This window comes from Acidithiobacillus sp. TH-A117, from assembly GCF_057473465.1.
In genome coordinates this window covers 1-19,451 of record NZ_JBYCKQ010000038.1, presented here as the reverse complement: position 1 = coordinate 19,451, position 19,451 = coordinate 1, and the positions used below count along the sequence as shown (strand labels likewise).

The window sequence follows — 19,451 nt, the reverse complement described above, 5'->3', positions numbered from 1 at the left end:
GTTCTTAATACCAGTTGAGGAGAATGAGCGTATGAAACCCAACGTAGAATGTTTTTTTGATGAAAACACCTTCACCGCCACTTATCTGGTACGAGAACCCGAAGGTTCTGCCTGTGCCATCATCGACCCGGTGCTGGACTTTGACTATGCCAGCGGACGCACTTCCACCGGTTCGGTAGAGCGGATTCTCGAAAAGGTTCAGCAGGACCACCTGCAGGTGGAATGGGTGCTGGATACCCACGCCCATGCCGATCACCTCAGTGCCGCCCACTATCTGCGCGAGAAACTACACTGCAAAATTGGTATTGGTGCGCACATCACCACCGTACAAAGCACTTTTGCCAAGCTCTACAATGAGTCACAGCAAATCCCTCAGGATGGCAGTCAATTTGATCATCTCTTTGACGATGGCGAGACTTTTTTTATCGGCGCCATGCCGGTACGCGTCATGCACACACCAGGACACACGCCCGCCTGCCTGACCTATGTGGTTGATGACGATGCTGCTTTTGTCGGCGATACCATTTTTATGCCCGATTATGGTTCGGCGCGCTGTGATTTTCCCGGCGGCAGCGCTGATACCTTGTACCGCTCGGTCCAGCGCATTTTTTCTCTTCCCGATGACACGCGCATTTTTGTCGGTCATGACTACAAGGCACCGGGCCGCGATGAGTTCCGCTGGGAAAGTACGGTAGGCGAAGAAAAAGCGCGGAACATTCATATGGGAAATGGTCGGACCCAGGCCGATTTTGTGGCTCTGCGCCAGCAACGCGATGCCACCCTGGCCATGCCCAAGCTGATCCTACCCGCTCTGCAGGTGAATATTCGTGCCGGAGAACTCCCGCCAGCAGAAGAAAATGGGGTGGCCTACCTGCGCATTCCACTTAATGCCGTCTGACCGTTTCAATCCTAGGGAGAAGCATCCATGCAACAGGAATGGTTGATGGGTTTTCTGGGCGGTTTGTTGATTGGTTTGGCCGCCCTGACTTTTTTACTCGTGAATGGACGCATCATGGGGGTGAGCGGTCTCCTCGGGGGTCTCATCGATCGCAGCGGCTGGGGCAATGGGGCGGAACGCCTGGTTTTTCTGTTTGGTCTGTTTCTGATTCCCGTGCTCTGGACACATTTCGTCGCTCCGGTAGACACCCACGTCACCAGTAATATCGGACTGGTCATTATTGCTGGCCTGCTGGTCGGTATCGGTAGTCGTCTGGCCAATGGTTGTACCTCCGGTCACGGCGTCTGCGGTATTTCCCGCTTTTCAATGCGCAGCATTTTCGCGACGGCGGTTTATTTGCTGAGCGGAGCGCTGGCTGTTTCCCTATTACGGCACTTCCTGGGGGTGTTGCCATGATGCGTCTGCTTGTCGCCTTATTTTCCGGATCACTGTTTGGTCTGGGCCTGGTGGTTTCCGATATGGTCAATGCCCAACGAGTCCAGGGCTGGATGGACGTGCTGGGAAACTGGGACCCGACGCTGGGCTTTGTGTTGTTGGGGGCCATTTTACCCATGCTGCTGGCCTGGCCCCTGGGGGCCCGGCGCGGCAAAGCACTCCTGGGTAACGCTCTGCCGGGTCCGGCCTCGGTGCAAATCAATCGGGAACTGTTTTTGGGCGCTGCGTTGTTTGGCGTGGGTTGGGGACTGGTGGGGCTTTGCCCCGGGCCCGCTGTTGCCGGGCTGGGTCTGAACGGCAGCAGCGGTTTGCTCTTTTTTCTGGCCATGGGAGTTGGCATGTTTGCGGTGCCCTCCCTGCGGCGAGCCTTTCAGCGTACAGTCCCGGCTTAAAGGATTGCAGCTTATCATCTTCCCGTAGGAGCATCTGCGGGAAGGGTTTTGTGTTTGGACAGACACATCCTGCTCATTATTCTCACCTTACCTCCGCCAGCCCCTAACTTCGGTTTATTTCAGCTCACCCCATAAGGCATCAGCAACCAGGCAAACAGCAGAATCACGATCCCCAGTGCCGCAAAAGTCTCCCAACTGCGACGGTACAACAAGCGCTCCGGATTACTGAGTGCAGCAGGCTTCCACAAGGCGCTGAGGTAGTAGGCGAAAGAAAAGGCACTGCCCAGGGCCAGCAAAATCGCCAGCCAGTACGCCTGATCATGCACATCGGCAATAATCACCAGCAGCTTGGCAAAAAAACCGATGCTGGGCGGCATGCCGGCCAACGCCAGCAAAGTCAGGCCCAAAAGTCCGGCCAGTACCGGTTGACGCTCCCGCAAGGCTGCCCAGGGAATCGCAATACTGTTCTCGGGCAGGGCCGAAAGGCCCATGAAAGTGCCCACGTTCATCAGTCCATAGACCAGGGCATAAATGGCGGCGGCAATAATACCCAAAGGACCGGCGGCAAGCGCGGCAAGAAAGTATCCGGCATGGGCAATGGCCGAATAGCCCAGCATTCTGCGGATATGTCCGGCCCGATACGCGAGGACATTACCTACCACGATACTGCTTGCAGCGATGATGGCTATTGGAATTTCCAGTTTGGGGGTCGCCGCCGCCAGGGTAATCAGTGCGCCCATGATGGCCACCTTGCCCACCCCTCCCAGAAAAATCAGGAGAGGAGCAGGGGCACCTTGGTAAATATCCGCCACCCAGGCATGGAAGGGGGCGGCGGCGATCTCGAAACTCAAGGCAACCAGCAAGACCAGCACCCCCATCAGTCCGAACACATTCGCACTCATGTCGCCCAGGGGGGGAATCACCGCCAGGCTGCCATCACCCAGATAGATCAGGGCAATGCCAATGGCAAACTGGGCCGAGGCCAGACCCGCCAGCAGCGCATATTTAAAAGCAGACTCCAGTGCCGCACGGCCGCTGCCGGGCCAGGCCAGCAGGGCAAAAAAAGGCAGCACCTGCAGTTCCAGACCGATAAATAACAGCAGGATATTCTGGGCGCTGACCAGAATCAGGCTGCCCACCAGAAGTGTCAGTAACAAACCCACCAGACTGCCGGTCATTTTTCGGGAAAGGGGGTGAAACGCAATAAAAAACAAGCCTGCCGCCATGGCAAGACTCAAATATATGCCTAGAAGACTGGCACTGAGATCCCAGTACAAATCGGCACCAAGGGCCATGTGGTCCACAAAAATACTGGCACCCGCCGCTATACTGCTGAGTCCACCCAGCCAGGGCATGACGCGCCCCAGACCCAGGGCATCAGCCAGAAAGGCGAGCAGCGCCGCCACACCGACGATGAGCAATGGCAGCAAGGTCGGATTATACGCCATGAGCGCCTCCCTGAATGAGCGCCATACTATGGGTCGAGAGCAGAATGCCCAGATGGGACAGAATGACCTGTGGATCCAGCCCCAACCATAAGGTCAGCAAACCCAGCGCCCAGAACAACAACCACTCGCTCTGCTGCAAATCTTGCAGCGTTTCCGGCAGGGTATGGTTCAAGGGACCCAGCATGATCCGTTCATAGGCCCGCAGAAAATACACCACCCCCGCTAGAATCCCCAGGGTGGCGAGGGCGGCCGCCCAGGGCAGTATCCGGAACGCACCGGCCAGACTGAGAAACTCCCCCGGAAAATTGGCCAATCCCGGCAGCCCCATACCGGCCAGAAAGAAAAACAGCATCCAGGCCCCGAGTCGGGGAGCCCGTCTAAACAAGCCGCCTAATCCAGCCCATTCACCCGTGAGTCCGCGACTTTCCATGACGCTGACCACACCGAACAGTCCCGCCGACACCACACCATGGGCAATGAGCAAAAATACGCTGCCATGAATGGCCTGACTTTGCAGCGCAAACAATCCCAGAGCCACCAGATTCATATGACTGACGCTGGCCCAGGCCGCAAACAGGCGCAAATTGGCGGCATTCAGAGCCAGAAATGCGCCATACAGGGTGCCTATGGCACCCAGAATGATGCCGACCGGGGCGAATTCCAGAGCGGCCTGGGGCAGCATGGGAATCGCAAAATGGATCAGACCATAAGCCCCGGCGGTCACCGCCGCCCCCGAGAGAAACACACTGCCCGCAGGAGCGGCATGCCCATAACCCGAAGCGGCCCAGCTATGCAGGGGAAAAAGTGGCATTTTGACGGCCAGACCGGCAACCATACCCAGAAACAACCAGATGCCCAGCCCCGCACTGATCCGGGTGTCCGCCAGCTGCAAAATGGAAAAGTCATACACTCCCGTCTGTTGGCCATGGAGGACATAGACCACCACCAGGGCCACCAGAAACAGTAATGAACCGACAAAGGTGTACAGGAGGAATTGCAGGGCAGCTGCGCGATTTTTATGACCACTGCGCAAAATCAGAAAAGCGCCAGCAAGAGCCAGAATTTCATAGAAAATATAAAACATCAGGACATTCTGGGCATAAAATATCCCGAACAAGGCACCGGCCATGACCAGAACGGCATTGGCCAGGGACCGGAATTCCGGTAGGCGCCACGCAAAAGCCAGACTCACCGGTATCAATATCGCACAAAGCAAGGCCAAAGTGCTGCCCAGCGGGCCCGCATGCAAAGTCCAGAGACCACCCAGATAGGGGATATGCAGACCATGTCCTAAAGTGCCCATGCTGTCGGGAGCAAAACGCAAAATCAGCGTCAGCAACAACTCGATCAGGGCTATGGTCATGGCCAGACGCTGCCCCGCCTGTTTTTGTGCGGACAACCAAAGGGCGGCGCACCAGGGCAGGAGAATCAATACCGTCACGAGGATCACAGCAAGTACCCCCAGGCGACAAAGAGCAGCACCACCAGCCCGAGAATCATGCCACTGGCATAGCGACTGAGCAGACCGTCTTCACCGCTCTCCAGGACCTTGCTACCCAGCCCGAAACCATCTTTCAACCCCCCGAGCAGGAGGAGTTGAAACCCCGTTTGCTCCAGCAAGCGGTCCAGAACCCGGGCCAGGGCATACCAGACCGGCGGAAAAATACGCAGGAAAATCCGGTCGAAAAACCAGGCGTTGAAGAGGAAGGCGATGCGACTGAGGCCACGGCCTTCGCGCTCCCATTGGGCGGCCTTGTAGGCAATGGCAATACCAATGAGGGTGGCTACTGATCCTGCCACCTGCAGAAAAAAATTCACATTCCCGGTGGGGGCTGGAGGCATGCCCAGTTCCGGGGCCAGCCAGGGTAGCCAGATTTTCGGTCCCGGCCAGCCGGGAGGAAACTGCAGCCAGCCAATACCAATGCTTGCGACAGCCAGAATGCCCAGCGGAATTTTCATGCCCCAACCCATCTGGTAGGGCTCGCCCGGTTTTTCCGGCCCTTCAAACACCAGAAAATACAGTCGAAAAGCATAAATCGCCGTGAATACCGCGCCCAGCAGAGCCAGCACCCAGAGCAACTTGCCACCGGGAACAATAAAGGCCGTGGCAATAATCGCATCTTTACTATAAAAAGAGGCGGAAATCACCGGCACGGCGGCCAGCGCAAAAATGCCTGCCAGAAACGTCCAGCGTAAAAAGGGTTGCTGTTTTTTAAGGCCGCCCATCTGACGAATATCATGATTTTCGTTATAGATAATAATGACCACCCCGGCGCCCATGAACAACAGCGCCTTGAAACAGGCATGGACGAGCAGGTGGAATAAACCGAGGGAAGGTGCGCCGATGCCCACCCCGAGAAACATGTAACCCAACTGACTGATGGTGGAATAAGCCAGTACCCGCTTGATATCCACCTGGGCAATACCACAGCTTGCCGCATACAGGGCGGTAAAAGCACCGCTCAGGCCAATCACCCAGAGCATACCGGGCACTGCTGCAAAAATCGGATAAAGACGGATACAGAGATAGACGCCCGCCGTGACCATGGTCGCCGCATGAATGAGGGCAGAAACCGTACTGGGTCCGGCCATGGAATCCGGCAGCCAGATATGCAGGGGAAATTGCGCTGATTTGGCGACCGCAGCAATCAATATGAGGATTCCAGCTATGAGCAGCGCCAGATGATCGGGGCTGGCCGCGACTGCTGCAAACAGCGGCGAGTAATTGAGGGTATGGTACTCGGCAAAGAGAATGAAAATGGCCAGGGCCAGGGCGGTATCACCAATCCGGGTCACCACAAACGCCTTACGTCCCGCCCAGGCATTTTCCTGCTTGCGGTACCAGTGCGCCACCAGCGCATAAGAACACAGGCCGACGGTTTCCCAGCCAAGATACAGCAGCAACAAGTTATCCGCCATGGTGAGAATGAGCATCCCGCCCACAAACAGATTCAGATAGAAATAATAACGCCGCTCGCCATAGTCTCCGTTCAGATATTGCTGGGAAAAGAGGTGAATCAAAAAACCCACAAAAGTGGCAATACTGATCATGACCAGGGTCACTTGATCCACATGAAACGCGACGCTGGCCTGAAAATGGCCCACGGCCATCCAGGTCCAGACCTGATCATGAAGATTGGGATCGCGGCCGTGGGTCATCCAGACGGCAAATACCACCAGAGTCGACAAAAAGGGCATGGTAGCGGCCATGCGGCCGATGTTTCTTGGCGAGAAATACTCGCCAAAAACAGCATTGAGCAAAGCCCCTAGCAGGGGCAAACCCGGAATCAGAAAAAGCCATTCACTCATCGACTTCCTCCCGGAGTTGACGCAGATCATCTACCGTATCGCCGCCCAGCTCGTGCTTGACCCGCAGCAACAATGCCAAGGTCAAAGCCAGAGCAGCGCCGCTCAGCGCCATCATGAACACGACCAGTACCTGGCCGGTGGCTGAGTGCCAGCGCGCGCCTCCCGCTAGGGCAATCACCATGGCGGCATTGAAAAGCAGTTCGATGCCCAAGAGCAGAAAAATCAGATTGCGGCGCAACAGGATCAACGCCACCCCGACCACAAACAGCAGTGCCGCAATGACCAGCGCCAGCTCAAGTGTCATGCGCATCCCTCCGATGAATGGCCAGCACCGCCGCAATGACTGCAAAAAGAAGCAGCGCTACGGCTTCTGTCAGCCACAGATAGGGACCAAAAAGAGCACGTCCCACGCTGGCGGGGCCTATTTCCTGTATCATCACCTGAAGATCAGGACGCTGGCTGAAGAGAAGAATCAAGACGACGGTCAGCAGCACGACCAGCACAGCAGGCCACCAGAAACCCCGACGCCAACGCGCCTCCTCCCGGACTTGCAGAGGCGAACGCAACAACATGATGGCAAAAAGAAAAAGGACGAGAATAGCACCCACGTACAACATTACTTCGAGGGCCGCAATAAAGGGCGCCCCCAGCAGCAAAAACAGAATACTCAGCGCCAGCAGGCTAATACCCAGGTTGACAGCACCGTGCATGGGGTCGCGGACGACCAGCAGTGCCGCTCCCGTCATCAGGATGATCAGCAGCAGCAACAATATGAGCAGAATCATCATGGCAGATTGCTCCGGACATTGACCGGGGCTTTTTCATTGATTCCCTGGCCTTTATCCTTGTCGCCCAGAGCCACCCCGGAATGCCGGTAAAAGTTGTAATGCGGATGTTTACCGGTGCCGTCGATGAGCAGGGCATCTTTTTCATAAATGAAATCGGCATGATGTTCTTTGCTGAAAGCAAACTCATCGAGGAGCTGGATGGCCAGGGTGGGACAGGCTTCCTCACAGAGGCCACAATAAATACAGCGGGAAAAATTGATGCGGAAGGTCAACGGATAACGCCGGGTGTCCGGCCGTTCGCCCGCCTGTAACTCGATACAGCGGGTCGGGCACACGGCTGAACACAACTGACAGGCCACACAACGTTCGTCGCCATCGGGATCCCGGGTCAGGGTCGGCCTGCCGCGCCAGCGGGGCGGTAAATTCAAGGGTTCTTCCGGATAGCTGACCGTTGAGATGCGGCCGATCTGACGCAAGGTTGTCCACAGCCCCGCTCCAAGATCGACAAAATTTCGCCAGACCTTCATGCCAGCCTCCACAGAGCTGCTGCCAGAGCTGTTGCCATGATGTTGAACAACGCCAGGGGCAAAAGCACTTTCCAGCCGAGGCCCATCAATTGATCATAGCGGGGGCGGGGCAAGGTGGCCCGCAACCAGAAAAACACAAAAATGATCGCACCGGTCTTGAGCAGCAGCCAGATCCAGCCCGGCAGCCAGGGACCATGCCAGCCGCCCAGATACAGCAGGGCCGTGAGCACAGCAATCAGGGTCATCCCGAGATATTCTCCCAGGAAAAAGTAGCCAAAGCGCATACCCCCATATTCGGTGTTGAAACCCGCCACCAGTTCACTTTCCGCTTCGGGCAGATCAAAGGGCAGGCGATGGGTTTCGGCGACCCCGGCAATCATAAAAATGACAAAGCCCAGAGGCTGCAGGACGATAAAGGGCAGATTCTGGGCCGCCACAATGCCATTCAGGGAGAGGGAACCACTCAGCAGCACTACCCCGAGCAGCGCCAGACCCATGGGCAACTCGTAGCTGACCAGTTGTGCCACTGCCCGCACCGCACCCAGCAGAGAAAATTTGTTTCCCGAAGCCCAGCCGCCCAGAAAGACCCCGTAGGCATTCAGGGAACTCATGGCAAGAATGAACAGGAGGCCGATATTCCAGTTGCCCGCCCAGGAAAAATGCTGATCCAGGGGCACCACGGCAAAACTGGCCAGAGCACTGAAAGCCACCAGCACCGGCGCGGCCCGGTACAGCACCGGATCCGCAAAGTCCGGGACAAAATTTTCCTTGCTCATCAGTTTGAGGGCATCGGCCAGGGCTTGACCAACGCCCAGCGGCCCAAGGCGGTTGGGACCCAGACGATTCTGCAGAAAAGCCAGCACCCGGCGTTCGGCAAACACCAGAAAACCGGCCACTCCCAGCAATATCATGGTAGTCAGCAACATACCCAGGGCCATGAGAAAAAGCCTCATGATCCTTGCTCCCAGGTCACCTCGACCGGATCACCGGGATATAATCCCAGCTCGGCGAAGCCTTCCTGATCGATGGCAATAACTCCCTGGACCATATCCTCACAGGGGATGACCGGCAAATGCAGTTGCCCGCAGGGGCCCTGCAAGGTGGCCCATTCGGCCTGAACGTCCGGATGCACCCGCAAACCCCGGAGAGGCGCCAAAGATTGCAGGTCTTCCGCCGTATCCGCCAGGGTCTCGCCACCGTACCAGCGAAATATATCCAGCTCCCACTGCCCGGATTCCACAGTCGGGTTAGTCGGCAGCGCCGCAATTGCAAAGCGGGCACGCAGGGTATCTGGCAGCAGTACGCCCGGACTTTCCGGGTCCGGCGCTGCGGGACAGAGAAAATGCAGATAAAAATCGAGGCGCTGCTGCCAGGCTTCGTGAACCTGCAAAAGCTCGGCCAAACGGCCCAACCAGAACAGCGGCGGCGGTGGTCCCAGGGGATGCTTCATTCCTCCGGCGGCCTCGGGAAAAGCACTCCCATGCACTGCCGAGTGCAATACCTGGGCTTCCCGTCGGTATACCGGAGCAAACGCCTGAATCCGCCCTTCATAATTCACAAACGACCCGGCGCGCTCCGGGAAAACCGCAACGGGTAACAGTGCCTCTGCCGCCCGGGCAGTTTGCGAGTCCACCATATCCAGCAAAGCCAGGCCATCCAAACCGGGAGAGAGGGTGCGCCAGGTACCCGCACCCCAATCCTCGCCCAGAGGATCCGCCCCCAGGCAAAGCAGGTGATTGATTTCACGCTGCCGCAAGGCCTGCTGCAGGCGCTCGGTATGGCCATCCGCCGCAAAATAGGCGGCTCCAAACAGGTTAGGACGATTGACAAAAGCTCCGGCGCGAGCATTGGCGGGCAGCTTTTCCAGGGTTTTGCGCAGGGCATACAAGCCTGCTGGCCCCAAAGTCTCAGCCGTTGCCAGCAATACCGGCAGACGCCCTCCCTGCAAGCAGGGATCATCGGCCAACCGGGAGACCACATCGGGCAGGGCGCTGGGCCGCAGGGGTCGATAATCGCCTTTCCGGGCCAGACTGGTCCGGCTGCTGGCCAGTACCGTCAAGCGCGCGCCCTGCCCCAAGGCCTGGCGCACAGCAAATCCGGCCATGGGCGCAATACTGTCGAGATCACCGATAACCACAATACGATCCGCTGCCGCGACCTCCTGCAAGCTGGGTGCCTGGGGGAGGGCCAAACATTGTTGTGCCAGAGCTTCCGCCCAGGAACTGGTCACTGCGGCAAAAGGCGCATGTAAACAATCAGCCAGGGCAAAAAGCCCGAGATTACTTTGCAGATCTTCCCGAGGGGAGCCGAGAAATCCACTGCGCCCCTCCTCCAGACGACTGGCCAATTGCCGCAACACCGCTTCCTGGCGACTGGTTTCGCCTTTCAGACGGGGCTGCAAGGGTCGAGAATGGGCGGTCACATAAGGAAATGCATAGCGGCCCCGGTCACAGAGAAAATGGCCGTTGATTTCAGGGTTCTGGCGATTGCGAATACGCCGCAGGGTGCCCAGTCGCGCTCCCGGAGTGGTGTTGCAACCCACCGCGCAGTGGGGGCAGACCGAAGGTCCCTGCTGCAGGTCCCACACCCTGACATAGTCGTGGCGAAAGACTTTGTCGGTAAACACGCCGGTTGGACAGACTTCCACCAGATTTCCGCTGAACGGACTTTCCAACGGGCCATCCTCCAGACGTCCGAAGCTGACCCGGTTACGCGAACCAAACACCCCGAAATCCTCTCCCAGCGCCGCATCCTGATAAAAACGTACGCAGCGATAACAGGTAATGCAGCGATTCATTTCCTGATAGACCAGAGGGCCGAGATCCTGGTTGCGATAGGTGCGCTTCGGGCCACTATAGTGGCGGACACTATGTCCGGTTTGCACGGTCATGTCCTGCAAATGACATTGCCCACCCTCATCACAGACCGGACAGTCGAGAGGATGATTGGTCATGAGCAGCTCGATGATCTCCCGATGTTCCGTATGCACATCGTTTTCCAGAGTCACCAGTTGCAGATCATCACTGGCAGGCAGCAGGCAGGCCATGGTGATGCGGGGGGGATGCTTGCTGTCATGGGGATACATTTTTACCGCACATTGGCGGCAGGCACCCAGACTGCCGAGCGCCGGGTGAAAGCAGAAATAAGGGATCTGCCGATCCTGACCTGCGGCAATGGCGGCTTCCAGCACATTTTGTCCGGGAATGAAGGGAATCTCCTGACCATCCAGAAAAAAAACATGCTTCATGACTGGTGCTCCCGATACGGACAATGGCCGAGGCGCACATGGGCCTGAAAATCATCAGCAAAGGCATGCAGCCCCGAAAGCACCGGCATCAGGGCTCCGGGAGCCAGCGCGCAAAAGCTATTGGGCGCAATTTGCCCACCCAGATGGTGCAGGGTGTCAATATCTTCCGTGCTGCCTTCTCCCGCCTCAATGCGCTCCAGTAACCAGCGCAGATAAGGCAGCCCCTCCCGACAGGGCGTGCAAAAGCCGCAGGACTCCCGGGCAAAAAATCGGGTGGTCGCGACCAGAAAATCGACAGGACATTGCTGGTCGTCCAGCAGAATGAAGCCTCCTGTACCCAGTCTGGAGCCCACCTTGGCCACCGCATCAAAGTGCATGGGCGTATCAAAATGCTCGGGCATCAGAAAGGGTGTGGAGGAACCACCGGGCAGCACCGCGCGCAAGCTGCGTCCTTGCTGCAATCCTCCGGCATGCTCAAACAATATCTCCCGGGCGGTCGTGCCCATGGGCAATTCAAAGACCCCCGGGCGTTGGGCAGGCCCGCAGACACTGTATAGCTTGCTCCCGACGCCGCCGTTCACACCCAGACTGCGAAACCAGTCGGCGCCATGGGCCAGGATGCCCGGTAAATGCGCGATACTTTCAGCGTTATTCACTGTCGTCGGCTGCTGCCAGAGCCCTTGCTGACTGATATGAGGCGGTTTTTTGCGGGGATTGGCCCTTTTGCCCTCAATGGCATTGAGAATAGCCGAGTCTTCGCCGCAAATATAGCGACCCAGAGAAATATGAATATCCAGGCGCAGATCACCGTCGGGCAAGCGCAGCAAACCGGCTGCACGGGCCTGATGCAGTGCTTTTTCCAGAACCCTTGCACCGGCTGCATATTCCCCCCGCACAAAAATGACCGCATAGCCCACACCCAGAGCATGAGCGGCAATCAGCATGCCCTCGATAATGTGGTGAGGAGCCCCGAACAGCAGCGCCCGATCCTTGATACTTCCCGGCTCGGTTTCGTCCAGATTACAGACCAGATAGCGGGGTTGCGGTGCGTCAGCACCGCGCAGACGCCATTTCAGTCCGGTGGGAAAGCCAGCACCGCCACAACCGCGCAGTCCGGATTTTTCCACCTCGGCGATGATGTCAGCAGGCTCCATCTGCAACGCCCGGGCCAGTCCGGCGTAGCCGCCAGCTTGACGGTAAACCTGCAAATCAGCAGGATCCGGATCCGCAAAGTGCCGACTCAGGATGGCTTCCATACATCCGCCTCCAGTTGCGCCAAAAGCCGGGTCAGTGCCTGCTTATCCATCGGTCCGAGTGCCTCATCATCAACCATCAAGGCCGGCGCCCGATCACACATGCCAATACACACATGGGGAATCACCGTCAGCTTGCCACTCCGGCTCACTTCCCCGAATTCGACGCCACAGTGCTGGCGTGCCTGGGTAAGGATGTCCTGAGCACCGGCCATATGGCAGGCGATACTGTCGCATACCCGCATGACATGGGTGCCCACCGGTTCGCGCAGTACCAGACTGTAAAAAGTGCAGAGCTCCTCGACCTTTACCGGACTTAATCCGGTCATTGTAGCCGCCAGCTGCAAGGCTTCGTCATCAATGTAGCCCCGCGCCTTCTGCAGAGCCTGCAGGACTTCACTGATGGCCGCCTCCGGCACTGGCGACTCCGCCACCATGGCCCGGAGCCTGGCGAGAAGTGCCTCATCGTGCAAATCAGCGGTCGAGATCGGCGAGGACATAGTCGATGGATCCAATGGTGGCAATAAAATCCGGCAGAGCGGTATCACGTCCCAGCTCGGTGATGAGCTGGACATGGGGAAACGAGGGCGTGCGCACCCGTAGCCGGTAAGGGTGGGCGCTGCCATCGGCGACCAAGTAATAGGCCAGCATGCCCCGCGCCGACTCCGTGATACTCAATACCTGCCCGGCGGGCGGGCCAATTTCTCCGGCCATCTGTTCAAAATGGTGGATGAGTGTTTCGATATCCCGCAAGGTATGGTCTTTGGGGGGTAAGGCGTAGCGGGCATCAGCGGCTAGGGTCGGGCCCTCGGGCATATCCTCGGCAAGTTGCCGTAACATGCGGATACTTTGATGAATCTCATCAATATGCAATTGCGTCCGTGCCAGAGCATCGCCGTCCGTAGACGTGGGCACCTCAAAATCAAGGCGCTCGTAAAGTCCATAGGGTGCGGCTTTGCGCATATCCCAGGCTTTACCCGTGCTGCGCAAGACAATCCCCGAGGCGCCCCACTTTTCAGCCTGTGCAGCGGACAGTACCCCGATACCCCGGGTCCGGGCGCGGAAAATCGGATTGCCGACGGTGAGCGTCTCAGTATCACGCAGTCCCGACTCGACTTTCTGCAGTACTTGCAGCAGATCCTCCCGCCAATCCTCGGGCAAGTCAGCAGCTACCCCGCCAATCCGGAAAAACTGCGGATGCAGGCGCCCACCGGTATATTTTTCAATCAGGTCCAGGAGCAGAGCCCGGTCCCGAAACGCATAAAATGCCGGACCCATGGTGCCGAGATCATTACCATAACTACCCAGCCAGACCAGATGCGAAGAAATCCGGCAGATTTCCGCGAGCAGGGTGCGGATGCCTTCGGCGCGGGCGGGCAACTTGAGATCCGCCAGCATTTCCACACCGCGCACATAAGGAAACTCCCCCAACACCCCCCCCAGATAATCGACACGATCGGTATAGGGAATGAAATTATGGAAAGTATGACCTTCGGCAATTTTTTCCACACCCCGGTGGTGATAACCAATTTCCGGATCCACGCTGGCAATTTTTTCTCCCGAAATTTTCAGGACAAAGCGCAAAATGCCGTGGGTTCCAGGATGATGCGGTCCTACATTCAACACCGTGTATCCCGCTTCCGGAGCAACCACTTCTGCGCTGTAAGCCTTGAGGGCATCCTGAAGATCCGCCTTGCTCAAACGGTAGGCAGGACGCTCCGTGGCGCGAATGGCTTCCGCCTTGCGCAGCGGGTGTCCTTCCCAGAGAGGCGGCAGCAAAATCCGTCGCAAGTCCGGGTGACCGCTGAATTGCAAGCCGAAAAGGTCGTAGACCTCGCGTTCATACCAGTTGGCATTCACATAAATACCGGTAATGGAAGGCACTGGGACTGCTGCATCGGCATGAGCCACCCGCAGGCGCAGCACGCCACAGGCTTCCAGACCGTGAAGATGATAGGTCAAGGTATAGTGGGCAGAGGCTGCTGACGCATTTGCCGGTCCCTCATCCACAGCCGTCAGATCCAGCAACATGGGAAAGCGCGGCTGCATCTCTTCATGGAGAAACTGCAAGGCGGGCAATAACTGCTCCTCGGGCAGCTGGAAATCCGGCCAGCCGTCCCGCCCTTCCGTAAGCGGACTGGCCGCAAAACGCTTCTGCAAAACCTCAGCCAGCAGCATGATTCAATTCCCGCTGTAATATCCGGGGCGGATGCCGGCGGATTTTCTGCTGCAACAGCAAGAGTCCGTCCATCAAGGCTTCGGGCCGGGGCGGGCAACCGGGCACATACACATCCACCGGCAAAAGCCGGTCAATGCCCTGAACGACGCTGTACACATCGTACATTCCCCCGGAATTAGAACAGGACCCCATGGAAATCACCCATTTTGGCTCCAGCATTTGTTCATAAATTTCCAGAATCATGGGCGCCATTTTCACGAAAATCGTCCCCGAGGTGATGAGCACATCCGACTGCCGGGGTGAGCCGCGCAGCACCTCTGCGCCAAATCGCGACAAATCGTGGCGGGGAGTGACCGCAGCTACCATTTCGATGAAACAGCAGGAAGTACCAAAATTCAATGGCCAGAGCGAGCCAGCCCGACTCCAGGCCAACATTTCCTCAAATTTTCCTACCAGCAGGGACAAGGGCCCCGGACCTAGTGCCATTGCAAGCCTCCCATGCGCCACTCGTAAAATAAACCCAGGCCCAAAATCAGCATAAATGCCAGACCAGCAATGACCGGTCCCCACCCCAGGCTATGAAAAGCCACCGCCCAGGCAAAGAGAAAAGCGGCTTCCAGCTCAAAAACCAGAAAAGAAACCGCCAACAGGTAAAAGGCTACGGGCGTTGCCGGATGGGTCGTGGTATTGGCGCCAAGGCCACTTTCAAAGGGTACATTTTTGTAGCGATTCGGGTGACTGCCACCCAGCAAACCTGAAATCCAGAGTATGCCCATCAATACCAGTAAAACGGCGGCAGCAAAAATACCGACAATCAGGGCGGGGCTGGGAGTCATAACGGTTTCCCACCACGTGCGATTTTTGTCTGTGAATACAAAAAGCCCCCTTTTCAGCATGCAGGCATGCCCTGAGCATACGCAGCGTCATCCTTGGACTACGCTATATAGTATAGACCATGAATTGTCGTGCATCGGAGGAGCGCTACGGATGAATATCTGGGAAGATCCCGCCGTCCAGTCGGGCATACTGGACTATCTCGAGCAAAAACAACTGTTGGCGAGCTTCACCAGCATGGGCGGGGTGGCGATCCGGGAGGGCGCACAATGTCATTGCAGTCTCCCTGAACATGTTGATAAGCAAGTGATAGTGCTCTGTCAGTTCGATTTTGATGAACTGGTCCCCTTCGGGGCGGCGGGAGATCAGCGCCTCCGCCAACAGGGGCAGGTGCATGTGCGCCTGGATGAGGCTGGCAAGGTGGTCGATGCCTGGTTGTGCCGTCCCGGATCCTGCTGACTAGCCTCTCGTGCGCAGCATTGGCGCTGGCAAAGTCTGCGCGTAACGCAGGGCAATGACAGCAAAACTGGCGCAGCCCAGAATGGTGATCCCCAGAGCCAGGGCACTATGCACGGTCATGCTGCCAATGACGATGGCAGCAAGTGACGCGGCCGTAAATTGCATGGCGCCCAGCAGTGCAGAAGCGCTTCCGGCATGGCGACCCTGCTCGGCCATCGCCAGGGCGGTCGCATTGGGGCCGACCAGACCGATGCTGGCCACATACACAAATAACGGCAAGAGGATGGCGAACATCCCGATCCCGGGAGTCAAGGCACTGATCAGCAACAGCAAAGCTGCCAGAGATTGCACCCAAACTATGGTCTGCAGAATACTCTCGGCATTGTGGCGACGATGCAGGAGACGATTGAGCTGCGCCATCAGCACCAGACCCAGGGCATTGGCACCAAATATCCAGCCAAAACTGCTCGCGGGAACCCGGTAAAGATCAATAAAAACGAAAGGTGATCCGGCGATATAGGCAAACATGCCGGCGTAGCACAGGGCATACACCACAGAAAACGCCATGAAACGCTTGTCCTGCAGCAGCGTCCGATAACGCCGCAAGACCTGGACGATGGCCAGAGAATGCTCCGCCGTTGGTTCATGACTCTCCGCCAGCCCCAGATAAACCAACAGTAAAATCCCTATCCCGAACAGGGTCAACAACCAGAAAATACTCTGCCAGCCCCACCATACCAGCAGATAACCGCCCACCAGCGGCGCAATGATGGGGGCCAAACCCATCACCAGGATCATCGCGGCAAAAATGTGCGGTGCTTCTTGGGGAGGAAACCGGTCCCGCACTACCGCCCGGGAAATCACGATTCCAGCACAGGCACCCAGCCCCTGAACAAAGCGCAGCACAATCAGCGTTCCGATGGATGGAGCGAGGGCACAACCCGCCGAAGTCAACACATATAGCGTAAGTCCCAGCAGCAAGGGGCCGCGCCGCCCAAAACGATCCGAGAGAGTACCAAAAAATAACTGTCCCAGAGAAAGTCCCACAAAAAAACTGGCCAGGGTTAGCTGGACCGCCAGATGCGAAGCGCTAAAAAAGCGGGACAGCGTGGGCAAACTGGGAAGATACATATCAATGGACATGGGACCAAAGGCACTCAGCATACCCAGAATGAATATCAACCGCTTTTTATGCTGCAATGTTCTTCCTTTCCCTTTTCACGTCCTATCCCAAAAAAGAAGGCACGGAAAATCCGTGCCTGTGACCGGCAACGCAATCAAAACTAAAAGCGATAGCGCGCAGTGTGCAGAGCTACTTTTTTACCGGGCAGGTCCTGATACCCAGCAAGGTATATAAACCGCAAAAGCCGGTGATTCCGGTAATCAGCGGTATCAAGCCCAGCAAAGCCCACCACTTGCTGGCTCCCGGTAAAAATACCGCCAGTACCACAATGATCACCAGTCCCAATATCACCCGAATCAGACGATCCCACTTTCCTTCATTGACAGGCATTTTCAACTCCCTCGCAGGCGGTGCCTGCATATACTTATTGGAACCAAAGTGTAATCTGTCACGACTTCTGCAATTTAGAAATGATCCACCTGCACCAAAGACTGCATATCGATCCGGTTTCGTGGCCAGGCATTTTCGGTACCCTTGCCCACGGCAATCATGTAAGCAATGGCGTAATTTTCGGGCAGATGAATCAGCTTGGCTACCGCCTCAAAATCAAAGCCATCCATGGGACAGGAATCATATCCCAGATCCTGGGCCAGCAGCATCAGGGTCATCCCGAAAATGCCCATGCTGCGCATGGCTTCGTCACGCGCAATCTGCGGCTTTCCACGATAATATTCATCCAGCTTGGGTAGCAAAAAATCCTGTACTGGCTGCGGGGAAGTTGCCCAGTAACGCTGCGGTTCTTCCTGCCAGGCCTGAAGATCTGCACATAATACAAAAAGCGCTGAAGCATCAGTCACCTGGGCTTGGCCCCAGGCTTGTTCACGAATCGCCGCACGTAATTGCGGATCCTGCACATCGACTACTCGCCAGTGCTGTATATTGTAGGCACTCGGGGCCAGTGCGGCATGTTCAAGCAGGGTTCTTTTTGTCTCAGCAGACATCTGGTGATTCGGATCAAAAGATTTGGCCGCCCGCCGTTGCTGGACTGCAGTAATGACATCCATATACTCACCTCGTTTATCTATATCATTGGGTAAGAGCAATTTAGGACCGACCGGTTGGTATTGTCAATAACCGTTTTGCCAAGGAGCGTATAAACAAGCATGGCTGAGCACACAGAGGTTTTCATTATCGGTGCCGGCGCTGCCGGTTTGATGTGCGCCATTACCGCAGGACAGCGGAGCCGTAGGGTCATACTCGTCGATCATGCCAACCGGATCGGCAAAAAAATTCTGATGTCCGGCGGCGGACATTGCAATTTCACCAATACCGCCGTGAGCGCGCAGCACTATCTCAGTGCCAACCGGCATTTTGTGAAATCGGCACTGGCACGTTATACCCCGGAACACTTCATTGCCCTGGTGCAAAAACATCAAATTGCCTATCACGAAAAAGAGGCTGGCCAACTATTTTGTGACCAATCTTCCAAGCAAGTTGTAGCCATGCTCGAACAGGAGTGCGTTGCAACCGGGCATGTGAAGATCCGTACCCAGTGCAGCCTGTTATCCTGCCGGAAAGAAGACGGTATTTTTCATATGGAAACCAGCCAGGGAGCGTTCACTGCAGAATCCCTGGTCATCGCCACCGGTGGCCTCTCCATTCCCAGTCTGGGGGCTACCGGCTTGGGTTACCAATTGGGCCGCCAGTTTGGGCATAATATCCAGACAACACGACCAGGACTTGTACCCCTGACCTTTACAGGCCGCCCTCTGGAACAATGGAGCGGCCTTGCCGGCGTATCCCTGGCGACAGTGGAAACCCGTTTTCAAAAGCAGCGTTTTCGCGCGGGCCTGCTCTTTACCCATCGCGGCCTCAGTGGTCCGGCAATTTTGCAGATTTCCTCTTTCTGGCAGGAAGGGAACGCCTTGGACATTCAATTGCTTCCAGAAACAGATCTCAGCGCCCACTTACTGCGGCAAAAAAAACTGCAGCCGCAATTATCCCTGAAAAATGCCTTATCGGAACTGCTGCCCAAAAGCCTCGCCCAACATCTGTCTGAACAATATCCCCTGCAGCAAATTCTGGGCAATTATCCAGATGCCGAACTGGTATCCCTGGCTCCGCAGTTGCAGAACTGGTCTGTGCTACCCAGTGGCAGCGAAGGATATCGCAAGGCAGAAGTCACCCTGGGCGGGATAGATACCTCCCAACTCTCCTCCAGTTCTATGGAATCCCAACTGGTATCCGGCCTCTATTTCATCGGTGAAGTCGTCGATGTGACGGGTTGGCTGGGTGGGTACAATTTTCAGTGGGCCTGGGCCTCGGGTCATGCCGCAGGCATGCAGGTCTGAGCCTGTTCAGCACAAAAAGTAGTAGCCCCGCTTCCATCAGGAAGCGGGGCTGGATATAGGTGTCTGGCGGTGACCGACTTTCGCGGAGGGAGGCCCTCAACTATCATAGGCGCTGCAGTGTTTCACGGTCCTGTTCGGGATGGGAAGG

21 protein-coding genes and 1 rRNA gene are annotated in these 19,451 nt (G+C 56.8%); 5 read left to right on the top strand and 17 right to left on the bottom strand.

The genetic code is table 11. From position 1 onward, the window contains the following. Positions 1-31: 31 nt before the first annotated feature. The 3 genes from AC2VLR_RS09365 to AC2VLR_RS09355 are packed head-to-tail and all read left to right on the top strand — an operon-like array spanning position 32 to position 1,785. Positions 32-898, top strand: a complete 867-nt coding sequence (locus AC2VLR_RS09365) for an MBL fold metallo-hydrolase (protein WP_486881890.1) — start codon at positions 32-34, stop codon at positions 896-898. A 27-nt stretch (positions 899-925) separates the two neighbouring features. Beyond that, positions 926-1,354 (top strand): YeeE/YedE family protein, encoded by a 429-nt coding sequence (locus AC2VLR_RS09360; protein WP_486881889.1) that lies wholly within the window; start codon positions 926-928, stop codon positions 1,352-1,354. Further along, positions 1,351-1,785, top strand: coding sequence for a DUF6691 family protein (locus AC2VLR_RS09355; RefSeq protein WP_486881888.1), 435 nt, complete (start codon positions 1,351-1,353; stop codon positions 1,783-1,785). The genes AC2VLR_RS09360 and AC2VLR_RS09355 overlap by 4 nt, the downstream gene beginning before the upstream one ends. A gap of 119 nt (positions 1,786-1,904) precedes the next feature. Here AC2VLR_RS09355 and AC2VLR_RS09350 read toward each other — a convergent pair whose 3' ends face one another. From AC2VLR_RS09350 to AC2VLR_RS09290, 13 genes are read right to left on the bottom strand one after another with little or no spacing between them, the layout of a single operon-like run. Further along, a complete protein-coding gene (locus AC2VLR_RS09350; RefSeq protein ID WP_486881887.1) occupies positions 1,905-3,233 on the bottom strand; it encodes an NADH-quinone oxidoreductase subunit N in 1,329 nt (442 codons plus the stop codon). Further along, positions 3,223-4,683 carry a complex I subunit 4 family protein gene (locus AC2VLR_RS09345; protein WP_486881886.1) on the bottom strand — a complete coding sequence of 487 codons (1,461 nt, stop codon included), beginning with the start codon at positions 4,681-4,683 and terminating at the stop codon, positions 3,223-3,225. The genes AC2VLR_RS09350 and AC2VLR_RS09345 overlap by 11 nt, the downstream gene beginning before the upstream one ends. Then, on the bottom strand, positions 4,680-6,542 hold the full coding sequence (gene nuoL, locus AC2VLR_RS09340) for an NADH-quinone oxidoreductase subunit L (RefSeq protein ID WP_486881885.1): 1,863 nt from the start codon (positions 6,540-6,542) through the stop codon (positions 4,680-4,682). The genes AC2VLR_RS09345 and nuoL overlap by 4 nt, the downstream gene beginning before the upstream one ends. Next, a complete protein-coding gene (locus AC2VLR_RS09335; RefSeq protein WP_486881884.1) occupies positions 6,535-6,846 on the bottom strand; it encodes an NADH-quinone oxidoreductase subunit NuoK in 312 nt (103 codons plus the stop codon). Before AC2VLR_RS09335 ends, nuoL begins: the two co-directional genes overlap by 8 nt. Next, positions 6,836-7,330 carry an NADH-quinone oxidoreductase subunit J family protein gene (locus tag AC2VLR_RS09330; RefSeq protein ID WP_226819122.1) on the bottom strand — a complete coding sequence of 165 codons (495 nt, stop codon included), beginning with the start codon at positions 7,328-7,330 and terminating at the stop codon, positions 6,836-6,838. Before AC2VLR_RS09330 ends, AC2VLR_RS09335 begins: the two co-directional genes overlap by 11 nt. Continuing rightward, a complete protein-coding gene (nuoI, locus tag AC2VLR_RS09325; RefSeq protein ID WP_486881883.1) occupies positions 7,327-7,857 on the bottom strand; it encodes an NADH-quinone oxidoreductase subunit NuoI in 531 nt (176 codons plus the stop codon). Before nuoI ends, AC2VLR_RS09330 begins: the two co-directional genes overlap by 4 nt. After that, positions 7,854-8,810, bottom strand: coding sequence for an NADH-quinone oxidoreductase subunit NuoH (gene nuoH / locus AC2VLR_RS09320; protein WP_486881882.1), 957 nt, complete (start codon positions 8,808-8,810; stop codon positions 7,854-7,856). The genes nuoI and nuoH overlap by 4 nt, the downstream gene beginning before the upstream one ends. Continuing rightward, positions 8,807-11,104, bottom strand: coding sequence for a 2Fe-2S iron-sulfur cluster-binding protein (locus AC2VLR_RS09315; RefSeq protein WP_486881881.1), 2,298 nt, complete (start codon positions 11,102-11,104; stop codon positions 8,807-8,809). Before AC2VLR_RS09315 ends, nuoH begins: the two co-directional genes overlap by 4 nt. After that, positions 11,101-12,360: a complex I 51 kDa subunit family protein gene (locus tag AC2VLR_RS09310; RefSeq protein WP_486881880.1), complete on the bottom strand. Its 1,260-nt coding sequence runs from the start codon at positions 12,358-12,360 to the stop codon at positions 11,101-11,103. The genes AC2VLR_RS09315 and AC2VLR_RS09310 overlap by 4 nt, the downstream gene beginning before the upstream one ends. Continuing rightward, positions 12,345-12,857 carry an NADH-quinone oxidoreductase subunit NuoE gene (gene nuoE, locus AC2VLR_RS09305; protein ID WP_486881879.1) on the bottom strand — a complete coding sequence of 171 codons (513 nt, stop codon included), beginning with the start codon at positions 12,855-12,857 and terminating at the stop codon, positions 12,345-12,347. Before nuoE ends, AC2VLR_RS09310 begins: the two co-directional genes overlap by 16 nt. Continuing rightward, positions 12,832-14,535 (bottom strand): NADH dehydrogenase (quinone) subunit D, encoded by a 1,704-nt coding sequence (gene nuoD / locus AC2VLR_RS09300; RefSeq protein ID WP_486881878.1) that lies wholly within the window; start codon positions 14,533-14,535, stop codon positions 12,832-12,834. Before nuoD ends, nuoE begins: the two co-directional genes overlap by 26 nt. Beyond that, positions 14,522-15,022 carry an NADH-quinone oxidoreductase subunit B gene (locus AC2VLR_RS09295; protein WP_486881877.1) on the bottom strand — a complete coding sequence of 167 codons (501 nt, stop codon included), beginning with the start codon at positions 15,020-15,022 and terminating at the stop codon, positions 14,522-14,524. Before AC2VLR_RS09295 ends, nuoD begins: the two co-directional genes overlap by 14 nt. After that, positions 15,013-15,372, bottom strand: coding sequence for an NADH-quinone oxidoreductase subunit A (locus AC2VLR_RS09290; protein WP_486881876.1), 360 nt, complete (start codon positions 15,370-15,372; stop codon positions 15,013-15,015). The genes AC2VLR_RS09295 and AC2VLR_RS09290 overlap by 10 nt, the downstream gene beginning before the upstream one ends. Before the next feature lie 151 nt (positions 15,373-15,523). On the opposite strand from AC2VLR_RS09290, the gene AC2VLR_RS09285 reads away from it, so the two are divergent. Then, positions 15,524-15,829, top strand: a complete 306-nt coding sequence (locus tag AC2VLR_RS09285; RefSeq protein ID WP_215844354.1) for a hypothetical protein — start codon at positions 15,524-15,526, stop codon at positions 15,827-15,829. Here AC2VLR_RS09285 and AC2VLR_RS09280 read toward each other — a convergent pair whose 3' ends face one another. The 3 genes from AC2VLR_RS09280 to AC2VLR_RS09270 form a co-directional block, all read right to left on the bottom strand. After that, a complete protein-coding gene (locus AC2VLR_RS09280; RefSeq protein ID WP_486881875.1) occupies positions 15,830-17,029 on the bottom strand; it encodes a Bcr/CflA family multidrug efflux MFS transporter in 1,200 nt (399 codons plus the stop codon). Positions 17,030-17,141: 112 nt separating this feature from the next. Next, positions 17,142-17,342, bottom strand: coding sequence for a YgaP family membrane protein (locus tag AC2VLR_RS09275; protein ID WP_215844356.1), 201 nt, complete (start codon positions 17,340-17,342; stop codon positions 17,142-17,144). Between the two features lie 74 nt (positions 17,343-17,416). Then, entirely contained in the window at positions 17,417-18,016 is a 600-nt protein-coding gene (locus AC2VLR_RS09270) for a nitroreductase family protein (protein WP_486881874.1), read from the bottom strand. A gap of 99 nt (positions 18,017-18,115) precedes the next feature. Between AC2VLR_RS09270 and AC2VLR_RS09265 the strand changes: the two genes are divergently transcribed. Continuing rightward, a complete protein-coding gene (locus AC2VLR_RS09265) occupies positions 18,116-19,303 on the top strand; it encodes a BaiN/RdsA family NAD(P)/FAD-dependent oxidoreductase (RefSeq protein ID WP_486881873.1) in 1,188 nt (395 codons plus the stop codon). A 61-nt stretch (positions 19,304-19,364) separates the two neighbouring features. Here the strand turns inward: AC2VLR_RS09265 and rrf are convergent. Further along, a 5S ribosomal RNA gene (rrf, locus tag AC2VLR_RS09260) occupies positions 19,365-19,451 on the bottom strand; the annotation flags it as partial.